This is a genomic window from Flavobacterium sp. 9AF, from assembly GCF_902506265.1.
In the GTDB taxonomy this organism is placed as follows: Bacteria; Bacteroidota; Bacteroidia; order Flavobacteriales; family Flavobacteriaceae; genus Flavobacterium.
Genome location: NZ_LR733556.1, coordinates 1,900,634 through 1,926,148 on the forward strand (window position 1 = coordinate 1,900,634; position 25,515 = coordinate 1,926,148).

General features: G+C 30.8%; 23 protein-coding genes. 6 read left to right on the plus strand and 17 right to left on the minus strand.

Annotation, left to right across the window (positions count from 1 at the left end; genetic code table 11):
- Nucleotides 1-12: 12 nt before the first annotated feature.
- The 7 genes from HALO113_RS08690 to HALO113_RS08720 all read right to left on the minus strand — a co-directional run bounded on the left by HALO113_RS08690 (nt 13) and on the right by HALO113_RS08720 (nt 6,827).
- Complete coding sequence (locus tag HALO113_RS08690) at nt 13-954, minus strand: hypothetical protein (RefSeq protein WP_159778650.1); 942 nt, start codon at nt 952-954, stop codon at nt 13-15.
- Nucleotides 951-2,531: a T9SS type A sorting domain-containing protein gene (locus HALO113_RS08695; protein ID WP_159778651.1), complete on the minus strand. Its 1,581-nt coding sequence runs from the start codon at nt 2,529-2,531 to the stop codon at nt 951-953. The genes HALO113_RS08690 and HALO113_RS08695 overlap by 4 nt, the downstream gene beginning before the upstream one ends.
- Complete coding sequence (locus tag HALO113_RS08700) at nt 2,528-2,986, minus strand: T9SS type A sorting domain-containing protein (RefSeq protein ID WP_159778652.1); 459 nt, start codon at nt 2,984-2,986, stop codon at nt 2,528-2,530. The genes HALO113_RS08695 and HALO113_RS08700 overlap by 4 nt, the downstream gene beginning before the upstream one ends.
- A 1-nt stretch (nt 2,987) precedes the next feature.
- The gene (locus tag HALO113_RS08705) at nt 2,988-3,962 is read right to left on the minus strand and encodes a hypothetical protein (RefSeq protein ID WP_159778653.1); all 975 of its coding nucleotides are present in this window, start codon (nt 3,960-3,962) and stop codon (nt 2,988-2,990) included.
- An 11-nt stretch (nt 3,963-3,973) separates the two neighbouring features.
- On the minus strand, nt 3,974-4,714 hold the full coding sequence (locus HALO113_RS08710; protein ID WP_159778654.1) for a hypothetical protein: 741 nt from the start codon (nt 4,712-4,714) through the stop codon (nt 3,974-3,976).
- A gap of 2 nt (nt 4,715-4,716) precedes the next feature.
- On the minus strand, nt 4,717-5,433 hold the full coding sequence (locus HALO113_RS08715) for a hypothetical protein (protein ID WP_159778655.1): 717 nt from the start codon (nt 5,431-5,433) through the stop codon (nt 4,717-4,719).
- 95 nt (nt 5,434-5,528) lie between these two features.
- Entirely contained in the window at nt 5,529-6,827 is a 1,299-nt protein-coding gene (locus HALO113_RS08720; RefSeq protein WP_159778656.1) for an OmpA family protein, read from the minus strand.
- A gap of 119 nt (nt 6,828-6,946) precedes the next feature.
- On the opposite strand from HALO113_RS08720, the gene HALO113_RS08725 reads away from it, so the two are divergent.
- Both HALO113_RS08725 and HALO113_RS08730 read left to right on the plus strand, forming a co-directional pair.
- Entirely contained in the window at nt 6,947-7,492 is a 546-nt protein-coding gene (locus HALO113_RS08725) for an RNA polymerase sigma factor (RefSeq protein ID WP_159778657.1), read from the plus strand.
- Complete coding sequence (locus tag HALO113_RS08730) at nt 7,485-8,210, plus strand: tol-pal system YbgF family protein (RefSeq protein WP_159778658.1); 726 nt, start codon at nt 7,485-7,487, stop codon at nt 8,208-8,210. Before HALO113_RS08725 ends, HALO113_RS08730 begins: the two co-directional genes overlap by 8 nt.
- Here the strand turns inward: HALO113_RS08730 and HALO113_RS08735 are convergent.
- The 10 genes from HALO113_RS08735 to HALO113_RS08780 form a co-directional block, all read right to left on the minus strand.
- Nucleotides 8,177-10,882, minus strand: a complete 2,706-nt coding sequence (locus HALO113_RS08735) for a CHAT domain-containing protein (RefSeq protein WP_159778659.1) — start codon at nt 10,880-10,882, stop codon at nt 8,177-8,179. The genes HALO113_RS08730 and HALO113_RS08735 overlap by 34 nt on opposite strands.
- A gap of 86 nt (nt 10,883-10,968) precedes the next feature.
- Nucleotides 10,969-12,120, minus strand: a complete 1,152-nt coding sequence (locus HALO113_RS08740) for a beta-ketoacyl synthase N-terminal-like domain-containing protein (RefSeq protein ID WP_159778660.1) — start codon at nt 12,118-12,120, stop codon at nt 10,969-10,971.
- Between the two features lie 131 nt (nt 12,121-12,251).
- On the minus strand, nt 12,252-13,523 hold the full coding sequence (gene bioA / locus HALO113_RS08745) for an adenosylmethionine--8-amino-7-oxononanoate transaminase (RefSeq protein WP_159778661.1): 1,272 nt from the start codon (nt 13,521-13,523) through the stop codon (nt 12,252-12,254).
- Between the two features lie 89 nt (nt 13,524-13,612).
- Nucleotides 13,613-14,233 carry a dethiobiotin synthase gene (bioD, locus tag HALO113_RS08750; protein ID WP_159778662.1) on the minus strand — a complete coding sequence of 207 codons (621 nt, stop codon included), beginning with the start codon at nt 14,231-14,233 and terminating at the stop codon, nt 13,613-13,615.
- A gap of 72 nt (nt 14,234-14,305) precedes the next feature.
- Nucleotides 14,306-15,448, minus strand: a complete 1,143-nt coding sequence (locus HALO113_RS08755; protein ID WP_159778663.1) for an 8-amino-7-oxononanoate synthase — start codon at nt 15,446-15,448, stop codon at nt 14,306-14,308.
- A gap of 64 nt (nt 15,449-15,512) precedes the next feature.
- Nucleotides 15,513-15,794 (minus strand): F0F1 ATP synthase subunit epsilon, encoded by a 282-nt coding sequence (locus tag HALO113_RS08760; protein ID WP_159778664.1) that lies wholly within the window; start codon nt 15,792-15,794, stop codon nt 15,513-15,515.
- A 79-nt stretch (nt 15,795-15,873) separates the two neighbouring features.
- Nucleotides 15,874-17,385, minus strand: a complete 1,512-nt coding sequence (gene atpD, locus HALO113_RS08765; RefSeq protein ID WP_159778665.1) for a F0F1 ATP synthase subunit beta — start codon at nt 17,383-17,385, stop codon at nt 15,874-15,876.
- A gap of 152 nt (nt 17,386-17,537) precedes the next feature.
- Nucleotides 17,538-19,385 (minus strand): glutamine--fructose-6-phosphate transaminase (isomerizing), encoded by a 1,848-nt coding sequence (gene glmS / locus HALO113_RS08770; RefSeq protein ID WP_159778666.1) that lies wholly within the window; start codon nt 19,383-19,385, stop codon nt 17,538-17,540.
- 7 nt (nt 19,386-19,392) lie between these two features.
- Entirely contained in the window at nt 19,393-21,048 is a 1,656-nt protein-coding gene (locus HALO113_RS08775) for a DUF4270 domain-containing protein (RefSeq protein WP_159778667.1), read from the minus strand.
- A gap of 17 nt (nt 21,049-21,065) precedes the next feature.
- Entirely contained in the window at nt 21,066-21,872 is an 807-nt protein-coding gene (locus tag HALO113_RS08780) for a glycogen/starch synthase (protein ID WP_159778668.1), read from the minus strand.
- 106 nt (nt 21,873-21,978) lie between these two features.
- Between HALO113_RS08780 and panC the strand changes: the two genes are divergently transcribed.
- The 4 genes from panC to HALO113_RS08800 all read left to right on the plus strand — a co-directional run bounded on the left by panC (nt 21,979) and on the right by HALO113_RS08800 (nt 25,509).
- Nucleotides 21,979-22,827, plus strand: coding sequence for a pantoate--beta-alanine ligase (gene panC, locus HALO113_RS08785; RefSeq protein ID WP_159778669.1), 849 nt, complete (start codon nt 21,979-21,981; stop codon nt 22,825-22,827).
- Between the two features lie 66 nt (nt 22,828-22,893).
- Complete coding sequence (gene panD / locus HALO113_RS08790; RefSeq protein WP_159778670.1) at nt 22,894-23,244, plus strand: aspartate 1-decarboxylase; 351 nt, start codon at nt 22,894-22,896, stop codon at nt 23,242-23,244.
- A 3-nt stretch (nt 23,245-23,247) separates the two neighbouring features.
- On the plus strand, nt 23,248-24,207 hold the full coding sequence (locus HALO113_RS08795; protein ID WP_236554632.1) for a lysylphosphatidylglycerol synthase transmembrane domain-containing protein: 960 nt from the start codon (nt 23,248-23,250) through the stop codon (nt 24,205-24,207).
- 87 nt (nt 24,208-24,294) lie between these two features.
- Nucleotides 24,295-25,509: an alpha/beta hydrolase gene (locus HALO113_RS08800; RefSeq protein ID WP_159778671.1), complete on the plus strand. Its 1,215-nt coding sequence runs from the start codon at nt 24,295-24,297 to the stop codon at nt 25,507-25,509.
- The last annotated feature ends 6 nt before the right edge of the window (nt 25,510-25,515 follow it).

Sequence of the window (25,515 nt, forward strand, 5' to 3'; positions counted from 1 at the left end):
TTTTTCCTTTAATTAATACTCAAGAAAATACTCTGTATATCCATTAAAGGATACGGTTTTGTTTGCTTGCTTTATTTCTGTAACAGATAAATGAATTTTATCTGCCCCTTTTTTCATTTCAAACTCTAAAATGCCATGATTTTTTAAATTTTGGAAACCCATTTTATCGGCCATAAACATCGTTGTAAAAGGAAGAATATCATGTTGAAACAACATTGGTTTTGTAGTAACCCAACATATTATACTATTAAATTGATTTTCATTTGATAAAACTACTTCGTAAGCGCTACAAGAATATCCTGCAATCATTTTATTTTGGTTCAACTTTTTAAATGTGGGTTTCTTATAAGAATCTGATTGTATCAAAAAGTTTTTAGAAGTATAGGTTGATGCAATTTTCTCATTTTTATCTGAAAGTCCGAAAACAGAACTTAAACCATCATTTCGGATACACCAGTACTGAAAAGTTCCTTCACTGGCATTTTGCGGAATCATTTCTAAACCCGCATTTTGCAAACACTCTTTATCTAGCAAAATAAGGGAACCTTCTTTGTTAATATAATAGCTGTAGTTTGCTTTATGAGTGCCTTCAGAATCAGATGAAATAACTTTTATAGAAATTTTTTGTTTGCCATAAAAAGGAGCTCCATTATATGGTTTTGTTTTTACATATTCATTATTAATTTCTGTAGTAGCTAAACCTCCATTTGCATTATTATTATTTCCGCTACCATTATTTCCGCCCGAATTATAAAAATAATTGTCCTTACAATACTGTTCACGCAATGTTTTTTTTGCTTGTTCCAAATATTTAAGCATTGTGGCATCTGCTCCATTTTTCTTTGCGTTTTCTATTTCAACATCCATTTGTTGCATAATAGAATCGCACATTGTCTTTTGAGCGTTACTTATAAAACTAATTAGTACTATTATTGTTAAGATTAAATGTCTCATTTCTTAATGATTTTTTTGGTATTTTTTTTATCTGTAGATGTATCCAAAACTGTGATGTAATAAATTCCTGTTGGCACCGAAGTAAAATCGATAGTATTGTTATCCATTCTAAGATTTAGTTGTTGTCCTTCTACATTAAAAACCTTTATTTGATAAGTCTCACTATTTTCCAAGTTTAGTGTTACAAAATCTTCAGTTGGATTGGGAAACATTTGAATATCTTCAGTTGCAAAAGATGTCGTTGCTAAAGTTTGTGGATTAATTCTAAAAACTTTTGTCCCCGCATAAGTTCCATCGACAGATGCATTAAAATATACATAACCATTTAACTCCATAAATTGTGCAGGACTTGAGCTTGCATTACCTGGTGCAATGTCTTGAATAAGAAAAGCCTGATCATTAGAATCTAACATCCATAATTCAATGCCAGTAGTATTGTTTGAAGTATAAGAACTAAAGAAAAGAAAACCTTGACTTACAAAAAGTTCGTTGGAGAAAATATTGTTTACTGTAGGCGTTGTAATCATTATTGTTCCGTTTTCTGTTCCATCTGTTTTCCAAATTTGGCTTCCATTGGCTCCATCATTTTTATTAAAATAAAGCTGATTATTAAATGCTGTTAAACCACCTGGTGACCAACTACTATTATTATTTCCAGGAGTAATATCTTTAACCATTAAAGTTCCTGCATTCGTTCCATCCGTTTTCCATAGTTCAAGACCATTTGTATTGTCTTTAGCAACAAAGAAAATGTTGGATCCAACTTCTACAAAACCATTTTCTGAAACCGTTGAACTATCATAATAACTCGCGCTTACAAATATGTCTTTTAATAGACTGGTCCCATTGACAGTACCATCGGTTGTAAAATATTCACCCCCATATTGTTCACTCAGAGCGGGAAAATAAACTTTATTTCCAATTTTTTTTGCTCCATAGTACATTTGAGACATATCTGGTGAAGTATTAGGGAACAAATCAGCAATCATTTCAGAGACAATTCCATTTGTTCTCCAAATCGCCCATCTGTGAGCAGACGTATAGGCATTAAAAAGTATAGCGTTATCATTTAATGCAACTAGATCGAACCCAATATTTTGCAAAATTTGAGAATCGCCTTGCGTAATTTGAACTTCAGAATTAGGAGTGGTTTGCATTCTCCACAAACTTCTATTGGTATTATTCCCTTCGGTAAAAAAGATAAATCCGTTTGCTTTAGTAAAACCACTTGGATTGGTTATAGCGTTATTATCTACCATTTTATAAGTTCCTCCAGTAGTTCCATCTGTCCTCCAAATTTCATCTGTATTGGCTTGGAAATAAATCACATCATCTATAACGGTTAATAAATAAGGATTACTACTTCCAGCTCCAATAACAATATCCATCAAAATAGTTGTTCCTGCTGTTGTTCCATCGGTTACCCAAAGTTCATTTCCAAAAGTAGGTTCTGTTCTTACAAACACTATTTTGTTATTTACTTTTGTAGGATAAGCCCAATAGAAATTTAATATTTGTTCTACTTGAGCAATCCCAAGTATTGGAAACAATAGAAATATAAATAGTTGCTTTCTCATTGTTTAATAATTTTCTTGGTTACAGTAACCGATTTCTCTTCGTTTGCAAAAATCAAATAATAGGTTCCAGAACTTAAAAAGTTTAGATTTATTGAACCTTGATTAACAAAGACTCTTTTGAGTTCTTTTCCTGTTACATCATAAATTTGAACTTGCCATTGTGTTATGTCTTGATGTTGTATAAACAATTCGTTTTCAACCGGATTAGGATATACAACTAAAGTTGTATTCTGACTGTTTACCTCATCTATACTTAAAGCATTTAACACTGCGATTTGATATAGAATAGATTCACCTACTAAAAGGTTTCCATCAGAATAGGTTCTATTAAAAGCTTCACCAACTAATGATTTTCCATTAGTGGAAGCAGTATAACCGCCACTAAAAGCTTGACGATATAATTGTTGCGAAAAACAATTGACCGATAAGAAAAGGAATAGTAGAATTGTTTTCATTTTATTCCTCGTATTTAAAAATAATTGCTCTTATCCCTGCATTATTACCATTTCCATCCCAATTATTTGAAAGAATTCTAAAATAATAAGAATATAATTCGTTATTTACTATAAAATTTGAGAATGTATCTGTGATGATTTGAAATGATGGACTATTAGTAGTATCATAATACCACATTGCAGCTGGATTATTTGTGACTGAATTATCAATGCGTACCAAATCTAAACCTATATTAGCTGTACTATTATCTTTAAAAATTACCTTAATTTCTGTAACTTTTACCTTATCTGGAAAATTTACATTTACCGTAGAATAATTATCTGCAACAATACTATAAAGTCCCGTATTATGATAATATCTGAAATTTTCTTTTTGAGAAAATTCTGCTCCACTAATACTCAAATATTTTACCTGAACAGGCTTTCTTTGTAATTGTCCATTCGCATCAGCCACAACTTCTCTAGTTCCTGTTCCTGCTAAATCGTCCAGTAATAATCCGTTTTCATTAATCTCACCTTGATAACCATTTGTATAAAAACTAACGTTATTTGAATTCAACAATATAAATTCATCATTTTTACCTAATTCTCTTGCGGTTTCTGCTCCTTTTGCATAAGGCACCGCTTTAAAAAATTCATCCGATAAGGTTACAAAACCACTTCCTGAGTCAACTTCGATTTTTAATTTTAAATCAACCGTGTCAAAATATACAATAGACAAGTTGTTTATCAATGGTGTTCCTTCACCAATATTCGCATTTACAAAACCATTTGCATCTGTAGTTTTTATATGTTGTTCACTAAAAAAAGGAGTTCCGTTTTGAGTAATACTAAATTTTAGCGTAACATTGGTATTGGCTAAAGCATTCCCGGAATTATCTGCAATAATTCCAGACCAAGCGATTGTTTTATTTGCAGTTTGAGCAAAACCGAAGGTTGTTATTAAGAGTGTAAAAAGTAGAATAATTTTTTTCATTGTTCTGATTTTTAGATGTTTTTATAAGTGTATGTCACTTTGTAAGTCACATTGTTAGAAGTATTTACAAAATCACTTTGAATGACAAAACCGTCTGTATCATACTGATTTGTAAATGGATATAAAGTTTGCGTATTATCATCAAAAATTGCATTTACAGGATAAATAGATTGAAAAAACATTTCTGAATGTGTAAACTGCATCGCATTAATCAATGTTGGCATGTATTCTTTACTTACAACGTTGTAAAGCGGACCTTTTTTATTTGTATCGAAACTATAGTCAAAAACATTACTATAATATGTTCTTCTTGAAACATCATTTAAATTGTTTACGGCAAAATTTAAACCTACGGCACTTGAAGAATAGGAATTGTAGTTTGCATCGTGATTGAATACTATAATTTCGTCATAATATGCATCGTGATATTTTCTTAAAACATTTCCATTGTAAGAATATGTTATTGTAGAAACGTCACCATTGGTTCGAACCGAACTTTTTGGAATACCATTTTCATAAGTAAAAGTGATGTTCTTAAGGTTTGGATTGATTAAAGTTGAATGGGTTATTTTAGAAATTCTCTTATTGCTATCATATTCATATTTTAGTGTATTGCTACTAAAACTATTAGAATCTGTTCCTTCTACTTTAATTTTATCAATAACTTTAACTGTTGTAATTTGTGGTTGCTCATCATCATTGGAACAAGAGAATGATAACATAGCTAAGCATAATAAGAATATTTTTTTCATTGTTAAATGTTTTTATAGGTATATGAAATTGTATAAATTGTAGAATTATTATTATCAGTAAAATCACTTTGAATTACAAAACCATCTTCATCATACTGATTCATAAATGGTATGAAAACAGCATTATTATTATCAAAAAAACCATTAACTGGGTATATGGATTGAAAGAACATTTTATTATTCGCAAATCTTACAGCCTGAATGGTTGCAGACATAAAGTTCTTGTTAGGTAAATTATAAAAAGGCCCTTTTTTACCTGTGTCATCGTAACTATAATCTAAAATATTGGTATAATATGGTTTGGTAGTTATATCCCAAAGTGTATTGATTGCAAAATAATGTTCACAAGTTGATGCGTAGGTTTTGGTAGGTTGATCAAAAGTAAATGTACACGTTATATCAGTGTCAAGTATTTCTAATTTTTTTAAAATTTCATCTTCAAATACAAATTGTCTTAATCCATCATCACATGATTTTGGTACACCATTGTCATACTTAAAATCTATAGCATCATCTATTTCTCCATTATCTAAAAAATCTATTTTAGAGATTAGCTTTTGATTATCATATTCATAGTTTAATTCATAAAATTCGGTACCATTATTATCTGTTATTTTTAATTTAATTGTGTCAATAACTTTAATTTTTTGTGGTTGCTCATCATCATTGGAACAAGAGAATGAGAACATAGCCAAGCATAATAAGAATATTTTTTTCATTTGTTTATATTTTATAATTTTTATTGTTTAATAGATTAGCTTCGCTGATTTGTGTTTCGTTCGGCATAACTCTAATTTTTAATTTGGCTCTGCGCTTACTGTCGCACAAATTCGACACGTCTATTTTGTGCTTTTTCTGAAGCATTGGCGTTTTTATTTAATGGTACACTTTCCCCTTTACCATCTGTAGTTAATCGATTTGTATCTATTCCAAATTCATTTACCAAAGCTCTCTTTACCGATTCTGCTCTTTTTTGAGATAAGATTAAATTATCGGTATCTTTTCCATCGCTATCAGTATGCCCAACAATTTTGATGTTTCCAGTTAAAGATTGAATGCTTTCTGCAATTTGTTTTAAGATGGTGTAGGAATTGGGACGAATAACATCTGAATTGACGTCGAAGTAAATGTTTTGAGTTACAAACTTCTTTTTAGTTGTTATATCGCTTTTAGGATTAGCATTACCAGTGGCTAAGCGTATGTTAGAAAAATTTATTTTAAATGCATCTACAAAATAAATATCATGTTGGAAGGTTAAATAATATTCTTTATTACTTAAAAAGAATTCCTCATTATCCATTATTTTTTCTTTATTTACCCATACTGATAGTTTATTATCTATTCTTTTCAGACTAATTCTTGCATAAAAATTATCTAATTCGGGTTGCCAAGTATAAAAATTGATACCTTCTTTCGATTTTACAACTACTCCATCCGATTTTACTGAATATTGTGCTAAACCTGTTTTAGGAATCTGAGAAACAGGACTTAAATCTACCCCACTACTTATATCAAAATTAGGGTCTTCTAATCTTCCTGCTTGTGCTTTTTCAATAAAACGTACACTTAAAGTACCTGTTTCTTTATTAGGTGTATATACATCAAATTCTAAGGTAAAATCTTTTGGTAAAGTTTTTAAAGCTATAGGAAAGAATGTCCCTCCATCATTCAATTCAAGCCAGTTTTTGCCTTCTAGATTTCTTACATTTAGGCGTTCATTATCATACGCTTTCCATCTACTTTTTGAACCATCGGCAAAATCTTCGAAGAAAATAATTTTTTCTGCTGGAACAAAATCAAAGTCTTTGTATGCAGAATAATCTGTATTACCAGCTTCATCTGTTTTTGTTACTGGTGGATCATAATTAGTATTTGATGTCTCATTATCGGATTCATTCTTTCCTTTCTTTTTCTTCTTGTCTTTTTTCTTAAAGATACTTCCTATACCTTCTTCAATCTTATTTAAAGTTTTATCTACCGCATCATCACCTCTTTGTTCTGTTCTATCATAAACCTTATCTTTTGTTTTTTGGGCAACTTTTCCCCCAACAGTCTCTTGACCTATGGAAAACAACCCATTTAAGAGACATACTAGTACAATCGTTTTTTTCATAATCATGAATTTTTATCGTTTTAAGTGTTGGTTAGTGTAGAAAAAATAAAAAGGTAAACATGGATTAATATTTTTTTTTTATTTTGGCTATGTTTACCTTTTTAGAAATAGCTACACTAATGAATAAATCAGATGAATTGATAGATTTACTAAAACAAGGCAATGAAAAAACAATTGCCCGTATTTATAATGACAATCGTAATGGGTTTATATTATTCGCTTCTCGTTATGAAATAAATGTTGATGAAGTAATTGATATTTATCAAGATGCGATTATCGTATTGTGTGAAAATGCTAAAAAGGGTTTGTTAGATAATTTACAAAGCAATATTAGTACCTATTTATTTAGTATAGGTAAGTATATGATTTTCCATCGGTTGAAAAAAAATAAAAAAAATGTACTAAATGAACAGCAATTACCAGACAAAATAGATTGGGATTTTTATGAAGAAGAACAAGATCATTTAGAAGTTCAATTGTTACAGAATGCTTGGACCAAGTTAGGTGAACAATGTAAGAAAGTGTTACATCTATTTTATTATGAAGAAAAAAAATTAGATGAGATTATGGAGCATTTGGCTTATACTAATAAAGATGTATTAAAAAGCCAGAAATCGAGATGTTTAAAACAATTAAAAGATTTAACAACAGCAAAAGATGGATAAAGAAACGCTATTAACGAAATATTTTGAAGGCACTTTAACAGAAGAAGAAAGCATTTTATTTCATTCTTTATTAGAAAACGATACCGAATTTAAAAATGATTTTAACTTTCAAAAAAATGTTAAAGCTGCTATTGCATTAGAAGAAAGAAAAGAGTTAAAAAATAAACTACAACACTTAGAAGCAACAAGAAACAAAAGCAAAAATACGAAATTACCGAAGATGCACTGGGTTTCTATAGCAGCAAGTTTTATTTTATTTGCTATTATTGGATTTTGGTTTTATAATTCAGAAAACCAAACTGGAAAACTATATAAAAAATATTATCAAACTTTTCCAAATGTGGAAGCACCTGTTGTAAGAGGTTTTGATACAGCAGACATCAAATCGAATGCTTTTTATGCCTATGATAGTAAAAATTATGAAAAAGCTTTAGACTTATTTTCAAAGATCTACGAAAAAGACAAAGACGATTATGCGCTTTTCTACAAAGGACTCTCTTTAATGGAATTAACCCGCTTTAAAGAAGCTATTACTGCTTTTGAAATGTACCAAGAAAAACCTAATAGTGCTTTTAACAGTTATATTAAATGGTATTTGTCTTTATGTTATTTACAAATAAATGAAATAGAGAAAAGTAAGGTTTTATTAAATAAATTAGTCACTTTTGAAAATCCTTTTCAAAATCAAGCTAACCATTTACTTGATGATTTAGAGTAATTTCTTTTATAGACGGCAGCCATTAGTATTAAAAACAAAAAGCCAACTAACAACCATAACCATAAAAAAGAAGTGGGTTTACAAATGGGTGTAGTATTACCGTTAAGAACAAAACCAGCCCAAAAATAAGGATGATTTTTTAGTGGATTTTGTTTTACAAATTCTTGCTTTGCCATAATCAATGCGCTATCTTTTGGAAGTCCCTTTCTTAGATTTTTATAGAACAAAATCATGATTTCAGAAGTTTCTTTGTCTGGTACTTGCCATAAGCTTACAACAGAACTTTTAACGCCTGCATAAGTGAAAGCTCTTGCTAAACTCATTATTCCTTCTCCATTGACAAGTTTGCCATTCCCTGTGTTACAAGCACTCAACACTAATAAATCTGTAGGAATATAATAATTGTATAATTCTGAAAAATATAAGGGTTGATTGTTTGAAAATAACAAACAAGATTGTGAAAAATCATTCTCATATAAAAAAGAATGCATGGCAAAATGATAAACATTAGCAACCGATTTTGTATTTAGAAAGTTTTCTTTAGTTGCTAATTCATTATTGAACTGCTTTCCATCAAACAAATTACAAATTTCTTGAGATTCTTTTTGAGCAAAAGGTAAAGGAGGTATCTTTTGATTGTTAAACCAAGAATTATTAGTGTAATTTGGTGCAAAACTGGTTAATGAGATCGTATTAGAACCAGTCTTTGCTTTTTTACTTAAGAGCCACATGGGAAAAGAATAATAATAAGAAATAACAGGAAGAGCATTAACATTTTTATTCAAGACCACTTCAAATGGTAGATAATTTAAAAAGTTATCGGGAATAATAGCTAATTTATCTCTTTTTATCTCTTTAGGAAAAAGTATTGTATTCAATTTTGATGCTCTTTCGTGGATAAGAGTGTTAGGTTGTTTTATTTCTTGAACCAAATCAACAACTAAAGGTTTAATTTTATTTATGGAATTCAGAAGAAAAACTTGCAATTCTTTTTTGCTTATCCACAATCCATATACATTTTCATCTGCTACATAAAATTTCCAAATAGATTCATCATCACTTAATTTTTTCTGTACTTCTTCAAAATCAAAATCTGCATCTACTTGCATAAAATTAGGGAAATCTTGCTTTAAGCTTTTTTTAATTGTTGTAATTTTTTTCTCTAAAATACTTGTTTTGATTGCGTTTTTATCTTTGTTATCCTTTATTAAACCTTCATAATACATCTTTTCATTTTGCGTTTGCTCTAATTCTGTATAAAGTTTTGTTAATTCATTATTATCTAATAGGACTTTCTTTTGAACTTCTTTAAATAGATGTTGTGAAACATTCCTTTCAATTAGATTTAAGAGTTCTTTTTTTTCACTTACAGATTTTTGTTTTTGACTACAAATAAATAACAAAGTTTCTGTGATTTTGCTTTGTAAAACACTTAATCGCTCATTATATTCTCCATTATTGTAGAACTCTTGGAACATATGAGAAGCAATTACAGCCAACTTTTCTGCTTTTTTTAAATCTTCTGCTTTTTTTAAGGCTATAAACTTCTTCATAAAAATAAGAGACGATGAAGCAAAAATATTAATATAATGATGTGAATTCAATTCTTTTATTTTTTCAATATCAATGGTAAGAATAGAAGCCTGTTTCTTTAAAAACTGATTAGAAATTTCCAAAACTATTCGCTCCACTATTTGAGTTGCTTCCTCATGACGATTAAGTCCAGAAAGATTGAGTGCTTTTATGGTTTCTATAGAGTATTTACTAGAATTAAAAGGAGGGAATATAATATTGTTTAAAGCTAAATCGCAATGCATTCTTCCTTTTTCATATTGCTTTAAATAATAATGTATCGAGCCTAACAAGGCATTTGCTTTCATTTCATAGAAAGGAAGGTTAAATTGCTTGCCTTGTTGTTGCAATTTTTCTAAATAATATATTGCGTTTTTATAATCTTTCTTTTCATAATATTTATAACTAAATGCATCATAACAAGACATATAATAATCTATATCTTCTTTTCTACCAATTCCTGATTTTTTGTTAATTCTATTATAAAAAGCATTCAATTTTATGAGAGCTTCATCTAAGAGATTTGCATTTAATTTCTCTAAAATTTGCATTTTATCATAAATTCTTCTTGCGAATGCCAAATCTAAAAAAGCCACTTTTGATGGATCTTTTAATAATTTTTTATAGAATATATCATATTGTAAATAAATCTTATAAGCTTCTTTTATATCACCATAATTTCCAATATAAAAATACCAATTATTATAAGCAGTTAAATAATCTGTCAGGTGGTAATTTTGAGTCTTATTCATTACTGCTATAGCTTCTTTCGTATATTCTATCTCATACTTTTGATTATGTACTTCTGAATAATAATATGATAAATCTAAATAGTAATTCGCTAATTTTTTAGGAAAAAATTCTTCAAGGTAGTTTCTTCTTTTTTGAATGATGGTTTTATAGGCATCTATAAGTTCAAAACTTTTTCCCAAAGCCATTAAGTCCTGTATTTGCTTTTCGGCATTACGAATTTCTTTATTTATTGCAACTGTGTCTTGCTGGGCAAAGGTTAATTTCGATAAAAGAAGAATAAAAATGAAACTTATTTTCCAAGTGTTATTTACTATGTAAGTTGCTCTTTTTGCAATAATATATTTCATTTTCATTTTTTTAAATAAACAGAAAGAGATTACAAAAACGCAATCTCTTTCTCAAATTTACTTTATTTAACTTATCTAAAAAAATTTTATTTTGAAATTAATATAGTTACCGCATTTCCTCCAAATCCAACGGCATTTACTAATACTTTTCGAATTTGTTTGGGTAATTTTTGTTCGTAAAATGGAATCGGAATAGCTTTTTGATGTTCTAACATAAGTATTCCTAATTCAAGACTCAACATTCCAGAAGTTCCAAAAGTATGTCCTAATTTCCATTTGTTTGTGGTTAAAAAAGGGAGTCTTTCCCCAAATACTTTTTGTATGGCCTTATATTCAGAAACATCTCCTTTTATGGTTCCAGGTGCATGCATCACTACTACGTCTACTTCATTAAAATCGATTCCTTTCAAAGCCATTTGCATCGATTTCTGAAAACAATCGGCTTCCGTTGAAATGGAAATATTGTGCTCTAAAATTTCTGTAGCATAGCCAATACCTTCCACATAGGCCAAAGCATTATTCTTTTCTCCTATTTCCAAAGCAATTACGCTAGCACCTTCTCCCAAGACCATTGTATTTTCTTTTTTATTCAAATCAAAAGCTCTACATGGATAATCACCCGTTCTTTTTGAATAAATATTTAACGCTTTCATTTGAGCTATAGTAAAAGGCGTTAAAGGTGCTTCAGAACCCCCAATGATAAATTTTTCAACCATACCTGCCTGCATCCAAGCTACACCATTTAATAAAGCATGCAAGGAAGTGGAACAAGTAATAGAATGCGAAATTTCTGGTCCAGAACTTTGCAAATCATTGGCTACCCAACTCGAAATATTTCCTAGAGTTGTAGTAGGTGAAGCCAAAGTACTTACTTTATTAGTTGTAATAAATTCGGAATGAAATTTTTCAAATAATGTGGTTGCTCCTCTTGAAGATCCAATATTAATACCAAAAACTGTTTCTTTTTCCCAACCGGTTTGCTGTATTAACTGTCTCGAAACATATAGAGCATATAAAACCGAAAGATCTAAGTTACGATATTTTGCATCGGATTCTTGAAGCGCTTTAATTTCTGCTTTTATCTCTTTTGGAAGCGTTGCAACCCAATTTTTTTGTTCCCCAATTTCTTTTTCGGTAATAGCCGTTTTATCCTTTAGATAGTGGTTCCAAATGGTTGATTTTTCATTTCCTAATGCGGAAATTGAAGCTAAAGCGGTTATGGCAATTTTTTGGTTCAAAAGGTTTATGGTTTTTCGAATAACCCTGATGGAAACGTCATCCTTTTCTTGAGATACAATCGAAAGAAAAGATAGAGTGCACAGCAGGAAAATGGAATGCAAATATACCGAGACATTTGTTCCTTACAAAATTAAATCAAGGTTAATGCTTCTTCGATAGCACTATATACTTGTTCTAATTGCATATCATTGATGATGTAAGGTGGTAAAATGTATATAATATTCCCAACAGGCCTTAAAATGATCCCTTTTCTTATAAAAAAATCATACAAAGTATTACGAAGTGTTCCATAATAATCCTGTTTCCCTTCTACTTTTATTTCTAAGGCAAAAATGACCCCAAAAACACGAGTAGTTTGCACTTTAGGATGGTTTTTGATACGTTCCGAAAATGCTAAATGGTGTTGGTTCACTTGATTGATATTGCCTTGTATTTCTTCGGTTTGTAACAATTCAATAGCAGCTAATGCCGCAGCACAACCCGTTGGATTCGCAGTAAAAGTATGACCATGAAATAAAGCTTTGTTTGTATCATCATCATAAAAAGCATCAAAAATTTCTTGTGTAAAACTGGTAATTGCCATTGGAATTGTTCCTCCAGTTAAGGCTTTTGACAAACACATCATATCAGGTTGTTGCTCCAAATAATCACAAGCAAAATTTTTACCCGTTTTACCAAAACCAGTCATGACTTCGTCTGCAATTGTAAAAACCTTATATTCTTTTGCAAGTGCTATCAACTGATCCAAAACTGTTGCCGAATACATGACCATTCCTGCTGCACCTTGCACCAAAGGTTCAAAGATAAACGCAGCATATTCGTTGGTCTCCAATAAGGCTTTTAGTTGCTTTAAAACCATGGCTTCGTTTCCTTCCGTTGGTACAGGAACTCGAACTACTTCCAACAAAGAACCTTGAAAAGCATCGGTAAAAAAAGAAATTCCGCTTGCAGCCATAGCACCAAAAGTATCTCCGTGAAAAGCATCTTCAAAAGCAATTATTTTGGTACGCTTTTGTCCTTTATTATAAAAATACTGTAAGGAAGCTTTAATGGCAACTTCCACAGCAGTAGAACCGTTATCGGAATAAAAAAACTTCTTTTGATTAGAGGGCAAAATTTGACTTAATTTTTCTGAAAGACGAATAACCGGTTCGTGTGTAAAGCCACCGAATAAAACATGTTCTAATTGTGTTAATTGATTGTATATCGCTTGTGCAAGATAGGTATTAGAATGACCAAATGGATTTACCCACCAACTCGCAATAGCGTCAATAAATTCTTTTCCATGTTCATCCCAAAGTAAAGCGCCTTGTCCTTTTATAATTACAGGATGAGAAAAAGCTGTTTTATGTTGTGTATAAGGATGCCAATTGTATAAAGTATCTTTTTCAGAAAGTGTCATGTTAAATCTTGAATTTAGGAATCAGAAGTTAAAATCAAATTGTATACAAAGATAAAAGTCTGTTTTCTTTTCTCTTTGTTATTTTACTATTATTTAATGTTTAAAAGACTTTCTTTGAATTTATCCGCATAATAACGAATGACATTGGCATCAAAGTAGGGTTCGTTTTCAATCCTTCCTAAACAAGTCAACTGTGTTTTTGAAAGAATAATAGCTTCTGTTGCTTCATTTTCATCTCCATTAAAAATAATTCCAGCAACTGGAATCTTTCTGTTTTGCAAAGCTTCAATTGTGAGTAACGTATGATTGATGCTTCCTAGATAATGTCTTGAAACCACAATTACCTTGTAATCCGGCTGAATTAAATCGACTATAGTTGCTTCGTTATTGAGAGGTACCAAAATTCCTCCAGCTCCTTCTATAACTAAATGGTTTTCAGTCACGGGCTCCTGAATTTGTTTCAATTGGATAATTATTCCATCCTTTTCTGCAGCAAAATGAGGGCTTGCTGGTGTATTTAACGCATAGCTATTAGGATGAAAAACAGTGACTGAATTCGTAATATATTGTTTTATTTTATGCGTATCGGACGTGTCTAAATCTCCGGCCTGTATGGGTTTCCAATAATCAGCTTGTATCGCTTCTACTACAATAGCGGAAGCAATTGTTTTTCCAACATCTGTTCCGATTCCTGTGATAAATAGTTTCATTTTATAAATGGTAAATAGTTCAGACAAAGGTCGGGAAGAATAGAGAAAAAGACAATTAAAAAGACTTTCAATTTAAGATAATTTCTTTTTAAGAAGCAGTAGTACTTGTTCCATTTGCGCTTTGGTATTGTAGGCATGCAAACAAAATCGAAGTCTTTCTTCACCTTCAGGAACAGTAGGAGATAATATGGGTTTTACATCGAAACCATTTTCCTGTAAATAAGAAGCCATTTCTTTCACCTTTTCATTTCCTGGAATCACTATTGATTTTATTGATGAGTGAGAAATGGGTGTTCGTAAGTAGGGACAATTCGTATTAAAATATTCCGAGTTCTTTTCTAACTGTTTTATTGTGGTATAGCTAATAGCCAATTCCTGATACGCAATTAAAATGGTGGCTACTGAATGCGGTGAGAGAGCCGTAGTGTAAATTAAGCTTCTGCTAAAATTAACAAGGTATTCTTTTAAATCTTGACTTCCTAAAATGGCAGCTCCATGACAACCTAAGGCTTTTCCAAAAGTCATTATTCGAGCAAAAACTTTATCTTGTAGTTGAAATTGTTGCACTAACCCTTCTCCTTGACATCCTTTTTCAGTTCCTAAAACACCTAACGCATGCGCTTCATCAACTACTAGCAATGCCTTATGTTTTTCACAAATTGCTACTAATTCTACTATATTTGGACTATCACCATCCATGGAAAACACAGACTCTGTAACTACATAAATTTCAGCATGATTAGCTGTAAACCTTTGCAAGAGTTTTTCTAAGTCACTTATATCATTATGCTTAAACTTATAGGATTTAGCCAAACCCATTTGAATTCCATCACGGATTGAGGCATGACATAATTCATCATACAGTATAATATCATTGCGTTGCGGAACTGCACTAAAAAAGCCCACATTAGCATCATAACCCGAATTATATATTAAAGCAGCCTCTGATTGATGAAAATGAGCAATATAGGATTCTGCTTCAAAATATACTTCATGATTTCCAGATAATAATCTAGAACCAGTTGCTCCATTTCGAATTATTTTTTTAGTTGCCAAATAGTAGTGCACTTTATTAAAAATAGCTTCGTTTTGGGAAAATCCTAAATAATCGTTACTTGCAAAATCGATTAATTGAGATTGTGGCTTAAGACTTCGTAAAGCGTTATTTTCTTTACGAAAATGAAGTTTTTCAAGTAATATTTTTGGTAAATTCATAGTCCAAAAATAAAAAAAGTCCTTCTAAAAGAAGGACTTTAATTCTATAATTTAAGTTATTATTTTAGTCAGCTAAAACAATTACTTTATTATCTTTCATTTCGATAGTACCTGAATGAATTGGCAACCAAAATGTTTGCTCATTAATCTTATTGAATTTAGAAACAAATTCCTTTTCAATAGAAATGTTTTGAGCGTTTATCTTAACGTTTCCTTTTGTTAATAAAGACACGATAGGCGCGTGATTATTTAACATCTGGAATTCACCGTTTACTCCAGGAACTGCTACAGAGGTAACTTCTCCTTTAAATAATGTAGCTTCAGGTGATACTATTTCTAAAATCATATTTTTTTAGTTAACAGTTGATGGTTGATGGTTGATGGCTGTTTTACAAACAACTAACAACTAACAACTAACAACTAAATTATGCTTCTGCCAACATTTTCTCTCCAGCTTCGATAGCTTCTTCAATAGAACCTTTAAGGTTAAATGCTGCTTCTGGTAAGTGATCTAATTCACCATCCATAATCATGTTAAACCCTTTAATCGTTTCTTTGATATCTACTAGTACACCTGGAATACCTGTAAACTGCTCTGCTACGTGGAAAGGTTGAGATAAGAAACGTTGTACACGACGTGCTCTAGATACAACTAATTTATCATCTTCAGATAACTCTTCCATACCTAGAATAGCAATAATATCTTGTAATTCTTTGTAACGTTGTAAAATTTCTTTTACTCTTTGAGCACAAGCGTAGTGGTCTTTACCTAAAATTTCTGGAGTTAAAATACGAGAAGTAGAATCTAATGGATCTACTGCAGGATAAATACCTAACTCAGCGATTTTACGAGACAATACCGTTGTTGCATCTAAATGAGCAAAAGTAGTTGCTGGTGCAGGGTCAGTTAAGTCATCGGCAGGTACATATACTGCTTGTACCGATGTAATAGATCCTCTTTTTGTAGAAGTAATACGCTCTTGCATAGCACCCATTTCAGTTGCTAATGTAGGTTGATAACCTACGGCAGATGGCATACGTCCTAATAACGCAGATACTTCAGAACCCGCTTGGGTAAAACGGAAGATATTATCTACGAAGAAAAGCACATCTTTTCCTTGACCATCTCCAGCTCCATCACGGAAATATTCAGCGATAGTTAATCCAGATAAAGCTACACGAGCACGTGCTCCTGGTGGCTCATTCATCTGTCCAAACACGAAAGTAGCTTTAGAATCTTTCATGATGTTTTTATCAACTTTTGATAAATCCCATCCGCCTTCTTCCATAGAATGCATGAAATCATCTCCATATTTGATAATTCCTGATTCTAACATCTCCCTTAAAAGGTCATTTCCTTCACGAGTTCTTTCTCCTACACCTGCGAATACAGAAAGTCCTCCGTGACCTTTAGCAATATTGTTAATCAACTCCTGAATTAATACTGTTTTACCTACTCCAGCACCTCCAAAAAGACCAATTTTACCTCCTTTTGCATAAGGCTCAATTAAGTCAATTACTTTAATACCTGTAAATAAAACTTCTGTAGAAGTTGATAAATCTTCAAATTTTGGTGCTGGTCTATGGATTGGTAAACCATTTGAACCTTCTTTAGGCAAATCTCCTAAACCGTCAATTGCATCACCAATTACATTGAATAAACGACCAAACACTTCAGAACCAATAGGCATCTGAATTGGTGTTCCTAAAGAAACAACTTCTTGTCCTCTAGATAAACCGTCTGTAGAATCCATCGAGATAGTACGAACAGTATCTTCACCAATGTGAGATTGTACTTCTAATACTAATTTTGTTCCGTCTGCTTTAGTGATTTCTAATGAATCATAAATTTTAGGAAGCTCAGCATTTTCCGTGTTAAATACCACGTCAACAACTGGTCCGATAATTTTTGCAACTTTTCCTGTAACTTTAGACATTACTTATGTATTTATTAAATAGCTATTTAGTATTGAAAAACTCTTCTATTTTTCAGAGTGCAAAGATAGCTTTTTTGTCGACAATTTTGCAATTTATTTTTTGAATTTTTTGCAATAAAAAAGCGAAAATTTAAATTTTCGCTTTAATTATGTTATTCTACGGTAACCGATTTTGCTAAATTTCTAGGTTGATCCACATTACAGCCCCTCATTACTGCTATATGATATGATAACAATTGTAAAGGTATAGTAGTTAAAAGTGGCGTTAAAGCTTCATTAGTTTCTGGAATTTCAATAACATGATCTGCCAAAGCTTTTACTTGTATATCTCCTTTGGTAACTACCGCAATAATTTTACCGCTTCTCGATTTAATTTCTTGAATATTACTCACCACTTTATCATAATGTCCTTTGTTAGGCGCAATGATTACAACTGGCATTGATTCATCAATTAATGCGATAGGTCCATGTTTCATTTCTGCTGCTGGATAACCTTCAGCATGAATATATGAAATTTCTTTTAGCTTTAAAGCTCCTTCTAAAGCAACTGGAAAATTATATCCTCTACCTAAATACAAACAATTAGGCGCATCTTTATAAATTTTTGCAATCTCCTTTGCTACATCATTCGTTTTCAATGCTTCTGCTACTTTTTCAGGAATCAATTCTAATTCTAGCAAATAGCGTTGGTAATCCGAATTAGACATTTTACCATTTGCTTTAGCCAATCGCAAAGCTAATAAAGTTAAAATGGTTATTTGTGTAGTAAATGCTTTGGTAGAAGCTACTCCAATTTCTGGTCCTGCATGAGTATAAGCACCTGCATGAGTTTCTCTTGAAATAGAAGAACCTACCACATTACACACTCCAAAAACAAAAGCTCCATTTTCTTTTGCTAGTTTTATTGCTGCTAAAGTGTCTGCTGTTTCTCCTGATTGAGAAATTGCAATTACAACATCTTCTTTATTTATAATAGGATTTCTATATCTAAATTCAGATGCATATTCTACTTCAACAGGTATTCTTGCAAATTCTTCTATAATGTATTCAGCAACTAAACCTGCATGCCATGAAGTTCCGCAAGCTACTATAATGATACGTTCCGCATTTAAGAATTTTTCAATATTATCTTCAACACCAGCCATTTGAATAATCCCTTTATTAGCTAAAAGTCTTCCTCTGTAAGTATCTTTTATAACATTAGGTTGCTCATAGATTTCTTTCAACATGAAATGCTCATAGCCTCCTTTTTCAATCTGCTCTAAATTCATTTGTAATTCTTGTACATAAGGATCTACTAATGAATCGTCTTTTATCTTACGTACTTTCATTGGCTTATGCAAACGCACAATTGCCATCTCTTCATCTTCTAAATAGATAGCATTTGATGTATATTCAATAAAAGGTGTTGCATCTGAAGCAATGAAAAACTCATCTTCTCCAATACCTATTGCTAAAGGACTACCTAATCTAGCTACAACAATTTCGTTAGGCTTTTCTTTATCAAAAACTGCAATCGCATAAGCACCAACCACTTGATTAAGAGCTATTTGAACTGCTTTTCCTAATCCTACATTCTCTTTTTTCTTTACATCTTCAATTAAGTTCACTAAAACCTCAGTATCTGTATCAGATTGAAATGTATATCCCCTTTTTAGCAATTCCTTTTTTATAGGTTCATAGTTTTCTATAATTCCATTATGGATAATAACCAATTTCCCCGAATTTGAATAATGCGGATGCGAATTAACATCATTAGGAACTCCATGAGTTGCCCAACGCGTGTGCCCCATTCCTACATTTCCATATTTAGTACCTTCTGCTTCTGCTTTTGTTTCTAAGTCTGAAACTTTCCCTTTAGTTTTAGACAATTTTGTATCTGTACCATCATACAATACAATACCTGCACTATCATACCCTCTATATTCTAATCTTTTAAGACCTTTAATTAAAACAGGGTATGCTTCTCTATGCCCTATATAACCTACAATTCCACACATAAATCAATTAATTAGGTTTCGTATAATAAATTTCTAATTTCAATTTTTTATCATCAACGGAAGTATTATTTCCATACACTACCGTTCCTGATGGACTAATAATTGACCCTACAGGCAATTTTTCATTCCCAAAGCTTGTTGAATTAAAAACGTTATAACTAGACGAATTTGCAATATTTTCGGTAACAGATAAACCTAGTCTAACATTTTTATTTGTATTTTCATTGGTTCCATTAACTATTCTATTAATATGATTATTCAGTCTAATTCTATATTTTACCGCTTCATCTGAATCATCAACTTCTAGAATACCTCCAAAAATCAGTTTATTATTTTTAGGATCGGTTGCCGTTGAACTATCAAAAGTATAATCTAATATTGGAGTATTATTAGTTGCATCATAAAGATAAATTCTAGTAGCATATTTTTTTGCATCTAATGTTTGACCATTTATCTCACCTTTTTTAGCATAAAAAGTTAAAAAAGCATCATTTATCAATAGATTTCCATTTCTTAATTCATCCAATTCATCTGGAACATTATTAGCATCGTTGTCTGGCCCGAATAGGTCAATAAATACAACAGAACCTTCATTTCCTTTCATATACAATAATTCATCTCCAGTCGTGCTGTTAGAATCATTTAAAGCAGTTCCATAAGCTGAAGAAAAATTATTTTGAAAAAAATTAACCGTATTACCAGACAAATTAATTTTTAAAGATTTTTTCTTTAATTCATCTGTAGTCAATGCCGCTTTTGAATGATACTGAACAGTAATGTATCCTTTTGAAAAATCTAATAAAGCCATTGCATTAGAACCTGAAATAGCATCGACTTTAAAATACAAACCTCTAAAATGTTCTTTAAAAACATTGTTGTTTGCTAAATCGGATGCATTGGCATTGATAATTTCGGTTTCAAAAACGGTTTTATCTAAGTTAATCCACATTCCAGGAGCCAATCTCTCTTTAACTACTCGCTTTGTTAAATCTGTAGTAACCTGATTTTCACTATTTAAATATTCTCCATTACCATTGGTCTTATAAATAATAATTTCATCCTTACTAAATTTAAAACCTGCATTTTCTAGAGGATTAGAAGAATTATTCAGTTGACCACCTACTACGTTAGACTCAATTGAAGTATTCTCGTTAGAATAATATTTTTGACGTGTTGAAGGATCAACCGCGTCAAAATCTCTTAATAAATATCCGTTTTGATATATTTTTAAATCAAAAGCGGTATCTTCATCTCCATAAATTGAACTAAGTTCAAATGTATTGGGTTCGATCCCTTCTCCAGATGCTGTTTGAGTACTTGTGTAAGGTATATATAAATAAACTGAGTCATTAGCTTGTATTTCTCTTTCTATTCCAAGATCTGGAGCTACGCTTGCCAAGGCTACTTGAGTAACAAAAGAAGCAGTAGTAGTACCAAAAAAATCATCTTGATGATACACTCCTAACATATTTGAAGATAAATTATTTGACTGAACGGCACCTGTTCCTTTAGAGTATGCAATTACACTAAAATCATCTCTTTTTTCTAAACCAAAATGATCATCCCCTAAAACATCAGAACCTATACTATTAAAATCTTTATCACACGAAGTAAAAATTATTGCATTTAGCAATAAAACAATGTTCAAAACAATTTTTTTCATTCAATTAAAACTGTAATTTATAAAATATATTTTTTGATAAAATTAGTATAAAGTTCACTAACATTATCTTTAGTTGCGAAAGGTAAAAAAGGTTTTCCTGAAGTTTCTATATATTTTGTTAAAGTTGGATTTAAGTTATCCGAACCCATAATCAATCCATCTGAATGATCGATTGTTAACTTCATCAAATTCTCGTAATCTGGCATTTGAATATCTTTAGTAACTTCTTTTGATATATTATCAAAACTCATTTTACCTATTAATTCTTCATTTAATTTTCCTTCAAATCCTAAATTATAAACAGACGTTATAATTTTTGTATCCGCAAAAATACCTTCGTTTTTATAATAATGTTTTAAATAAACCGGCAATAATGAAGCCATCCATCCATGTACATGAATAACATCAGGAACCCAATTTAATTTTTTAACTGTCTCCACTACTCCTTTTGCAAAGAAAATAGCTCTTTCATCATTATCTGGATACAAAACCCCTTCTTCATCCGTAAAAGTAGCTTTTCTTTTAAAATACTCATCATTATCTATAAAATAAACTTGAATTCTTTCTTTTGGAATTGAAGCTACTTTTATAATAAGAGGCATGTCCATGTCATTTACTACTAAATTCATCCCAGATAAACGGATTACTTCATGTAGCTGATGTCTTCTTTCATTAATATTTCCATATCGTGGCATAAAAATTCTTATTTGCCCTCCGATATCATTAATCATTTTTGGAAATTCGTATGATTGTAATGAAACTTCGTTTTCTGCTAAATAAGGCACCACTTCAGATGATACGTACAATATCCTCTTGTCTTCCATAATTTTTTTGTTTAACTTTTGTTTTTAAAAAACACGCAAAATTACAAAAATTTATGGATTTATCTAGTAAAATAGTAAGTTTGCATCCTAATTAATCCAAAACTATATGGTTGTTTTTAACGAAAAGGGTCTTTTATCCTCTCATTTAAGTTCTTTAATTAAAGAAAATAAAACAATAGGTTTTGTCCCTACAATGGGAGCTTTACACGAAGGACACCTCTCTTTGATAGAAAAAGCCTTAAAAGAAAATCATCTTGCTGTAGTTAGCATTTTTGTAAATCCTACACAATTTAATAATCAAGAAGATTTAGAGAAATACCCACGTACTTTAGATTTAGATATAAAAAAAATACATTCTTTAAATAAAGATATTATTGTATATGCCCCTACTGTTGAAGACATTTATCACAAAAAAGTGGTTTCAGATCATTTTGATTATGATGGATTAGAATTAAAAATGGAAGGAAAACACAGAGCGGGACATTTTGATGGTGTAGGCACTATTGTAAAACGCTTATTTGAAATTATTAAACCTAATAAAGCTTATTTTGGTGAAAAAGATTTTCAACAACTACAAATAGTTAAAAAATTAGTAGAGAAATACAAACTTTCTGTACAAATAATAGGTTGTCCAATACACCGAGAAAAAAGCGGATTGGCCATGAGTTCAAGAAATGAAAGATTATCATCTGAAGCAAGAAAAAAAGCAGCATTCATTTATAAAGAACTTCAAAAGGCAAAAAAACGCTTCTCTACTCAATCTGCAAAAGAAGTTACTACACACATTGAAAATTCTTTTAAAAAAGATGGAGATTTTAAATTAGAATATTTTGAAATTGCCGACGAGGAAACGCTTCATATTTGCAAAAGAAAAATTAAAAATAAAAAATACAGAGGATTTATTGCCGTTTTTATAGACAATATTAGGTTAATTGATAACATTCCTATGTATTAAAAAAATTAGACTTTAGAATTATTAAAAAAAAAGAATAAATTTATTCAAAATAATTAACTTTGCACCATGCATATTCAAGTAGTAAAATCGAAAATTCATAGAGTTACTGTAACAGGAGCCGATTTGAATTATATAGGTAGCATTACCATTGATGAAGTATTAATGGAAGCTTCAAACATAATCGAAGGGGAAAAAGTTCAAATTGTTAATATTAACAATGGGGAACGTTTAGAAACTTATGCCATAAAAGGGCCTAGAAATACGGGAGAAATTACTTTAAATGGTCCTGCTGCAAGGAAAGTTCATCGTGGTGATATTATTATCATTATATCTTATGCTTCTATGGATTTTGAAGAAGCTAAAAAATTCAAACCTACATTAGTTTTTCCTAATGAAAAAGACAATTCGTTAACCTAGGTTTTGGATCCAATTTTTAAAAAAATTTTAAAAACTGTAATTCCATTACTAATTGGAATTGGTCTTATCTATTATCAATTTTCTTCCTTTACAGAAACAGAAGTAGAAAAAATCAAAGAATATTTTAGAAATGCTAATTATTTCTATGTTTTCTTATCTGTTTTTATTTCCTTATTTGGTTATTGGTCTAGAGCTTACAGATGGAAATACTCTTTAAATCATTTAGGTTATCAGCCCAAGTTTCATAATTCTTTCTTTGCGGTTAGCATTTCCTATTTACTAAACTTAACCATACCTAGATCGGGCGAAATAAGTAGAGCCGTAATTTTAAAAAATTATGAAAAAGTTCCTTTCGATAAAGGTTTTGGAACTATCGTAGCTGAAAGAGTTGTAGATTTCCTCATTTTTTTACTATTTGTTATAACTGCCTTTATCCTTCAGTTTGACAAAATAAATGCGTTCATATTCTCACATGTTTCTCCAAAAAAAATAACCTTTTTACTGCTCATCGCATGTTTAGGAATAATCGTGTTTCTATTTTTATGGAGATGGTCTAAATGGTCCATCATCCTCAAAATTAAAGGTAAATTATTAGGTTTAGCTGAAGGAATGACTAGCATATTAAAAATGAAAACGAAATGGAAATATTTAGCTCATTCGTTTTTTATCTGGTTTTCCTATTTGATGATGTTTTATGTTTGCATTTTTTCAATTCCTGAAACAGCATCTATGTCTTTTGATATTGTAATTATGGGATTCATTTTTGGCACACTCGCTGTTGGTTTTACCAATGGTGGTATTGGTGCTTTCCCTATCTCAATTGCAAAAGTATTATTACTGTATGGAATTGCTGAAGACGCTGGAACAGCATTAGGATGGATAATTTGGACTTCACAAACCCTTCTTACCATTGTGTTAGGATTAATTTCTTATTTGCTTTTGCATCTCCTCAATAAAAATTAATTAGTATATTGCCACATATTTTTAAAGTATACATCTTTATTTTAAAAAAACATATCCCTAAAAAAACACAAACTAACTTATAACTATATGAAAACGAGATTTCTTTTACTATTGCTTTTAGTAACTTCATTCGCTTTTTCACAAAGAATAACAGAATCAATACAATCCAAAAAACTGGAAGAAGAAAGAACTTTTACGGTTTCTTTACCTTCAAATTATGAATTTGATATTGAAAAAAAATTTCCCATCCTTGTCTTATTAGACGGTGAATACCTTTTAAATCCATTTGAAGGAAATTTAAAATATGGAAATTATTGGGATGATTTACCCGAAATGATTATTGTAGCTATAAATCAAAATTATGGTGAAAAACGTTTTGATGATAGTGATTATGATCAAACAGGTTTGCCCTCTGATAAAGGCGCTAAGTTTTTTGAATTTATTGGATTTGAATTATTACCTTATATTGAAGGAAAATACAGAACACAACCTTTTAGAATCATCGCAGGTCATGATACAACAGCTGGTTTTTTAAACTTCTATTTATACAAAGACGACCCCTTATTTAACGGATATATTTCGCTAGGTGCAGAACTAGCTCCACAAATGGTTAAAAGACTTGGAGAAAGATTAACCCTTTTAAAAAAGCCACTTTTTTATTATCATGCCATTGGTTCGGGTGATCTTGTAGATATTAATACAAATGCAAAAGCACTAGACCAAACTATTGCAGCTATTCCTAACAAAACATTTAATTACCGTTTCGATCAATTTAAAGGCGCTACACATTACTCGTTGGTTCCACAAGCTATTCCTCAAGCGTTGTATTTTATTTTTGAAGGTTACCAACCTATTTCTATGATGGAATACAAAGAAAAGATTGCAACTTTAGACAAAGGATACACGCAATATTTAATAGACAAATACACCAAATTAGAAGAAAAATTCGGTCTAAAATTAAAACCAAGATTAACAGACTTTAAAGCAATTGAAGCCGCTATTTTAAAAAATAAAGCGTATTTTGAATTGCAAGAATTAGGTAAATATGCCGACAAACATTACCCTAAGACTACTTTAGGCACCTATCACCAAGCCTTATATTATGAAAAATCGGGTGAATTTAAAAAAGCGGTTAAAGAATATAGAAAAGGTTATACTCTAAATGAAATTAGAGAGATTACAAAATCTTTTATGCTAGATAAAGCAGAAGGTTTAAAAGATAAAGAAGACAAATCTACCGTTGAAGAATATGCAGAACCTACTCCAGAAGAAGGTAATGGAGAAAAAAAAGAAGGAGAATAAAGTGAT

Excerpts from the sequence above, each read along its gene's own strand:
- HALO113_RS08725 (WP_159778657.1), top strand. The coding sequence starts at position 6,947 with ATGAATAAATCAGATGAATTGATAGATTTACTAAAACAAGGCAATGAA.
- HALO113_RS08690 (WP_159778650.1), bottom strand. The coding sequence starts at position 954 with ATGAGACATTTAATCTTAACAATAATAGTACTAATTAGTTTTATAAGT.
- panC (WP_159778669.1), top strand. The coding sequence starts at position 21,979 with ATGGTTGTTTTTAACGAAAAGGGTCTTTTATCCTCTCATTTAAGTTCT.
- HALO113_RS08715 (WP_159778655.1), bottom strand. The coding sequence starts at position 5,433 with ATGAAAAAAATATTCTTATTATGCTTGGCTATGTTCTCATTCTCTTGT.
- HALO113_RS08720 (WP_159778656.1), bottom strand. The coding sequence starts at position 6,827 with ATGAAAAAAACGATTGTACTAGTATGTCTCTTAAATGGGTTGTTTTCC.
- HALO113_RS08760 (WP_159778664.1), bottom strand. The coding sequence starts at position 15,794 with ATGATTTTAGAAATAGTATCACCTGAAGCTACATTATTTAAAGGAGAA.
- atpD (WP_159778665.1), bottom strand. The coding sequence starts at position 17,385 with ATGTCTAAAGTTACAGGAAAAGTTGCAAAAATTATCGGACCAGTTGTT.
- HALO113_RS08735 (WP_159778659.1), bottom strand. The coding sequence starts at position 10,882 with ATGAAATATATTATTGCAAAAAGAGCAACTTACATAGTAAATAACACT.
- bioA (WP_159778661.1), bottom strand. The coding sequence starts at position 13,523 with ATGACACTTTCTGAAAAAGATACTTTATACAATTGGCATCCTTATACA.
- glmS (WP_159778666.1), bottom strand. The coding sequence starts at position 19,385 with ATGTGTGGAATTGTAGGTTATATAGGGCATAGAGAAGCATACCCTGTT.
- HALO113_RS08775 (WP_159778667.1), bottom strand. The coding sequence starts at position 21,048 with ATGAAAAAAATTGTTTTGAACATTGTTTTATTGCTAAATGCAATAATT.
- HALO113_RS08710 (WP_159778654.1), bottom strand. The coding sequence starts at position 4,714 with ATGAAAAAAATATTCTTATTATGCTTAGCTATGTTATCATTCTCTTGT.
- HALO113_RS08705 (WP_159778653.1), bottom strand. The coding sequence starts at position 3,962 with ATGAAAAAAATTATTCTACTTTTTACACTCTTAATAACAACCTTCGGT.
- HALO113_RS08780 (WP_159778668.1), bottom strand. The coding sequence starts at position 21,872 with ATGGAAGACAAGAGGATATTGTACGTATCATCTGAAGTGGTGCCTTAT.
- HALO113_RS08695 (WP_159778651.1), bottom strand. The coding sequence starts at position 2,531 with ATGAGAAAGCAACTATTTATATTTCTATTGTTTCCAATACTTGGGATT.
- HALO113_RS08755 (WP_159778663.1), bottom strand. The coding sequence starts at position 15,448 with ATGAATTTACCAAAAATATTACTTGAAAAACTTCATTTTCGTAAAGAA.
- HALO113_RS08700 (WP_159778652.1), bottom strand. The coding sequence starts at position 2,986 with ATGAAAACAATTCTACTATTCCTTTTCTTATCGGTCAATTGTTTTTCG.
- HALO113_RS08800 (WP_159778671.1), top strand. The coding sequence starts at position 24,295 with ATGAAAACGAGATTTCTTTTACTATTGCTTTTAGTAACTTCATTCGCT.
- panD (WP_159778670.1), top strand. The coding sequence starts at position 22,894 with ATGCATATTCAAGTAGTAAAATCGAAAATTCATAGAGTTACTGTAACA.
- HALO113_RS08730 (WP_159778658.1), top strand. The coding sequence starts at position 7,485 with ATGGATAAAGAAACGCTATTAACGAAATATTTTGAAGGCACTTTAACA.
- bioD (WP_159778662.1), bottom strand. The coding sequence starts at position 14,233 with ATGAAACTATTTATCACAGGAATCGGAACAGATGTTGGAAAAACAATT.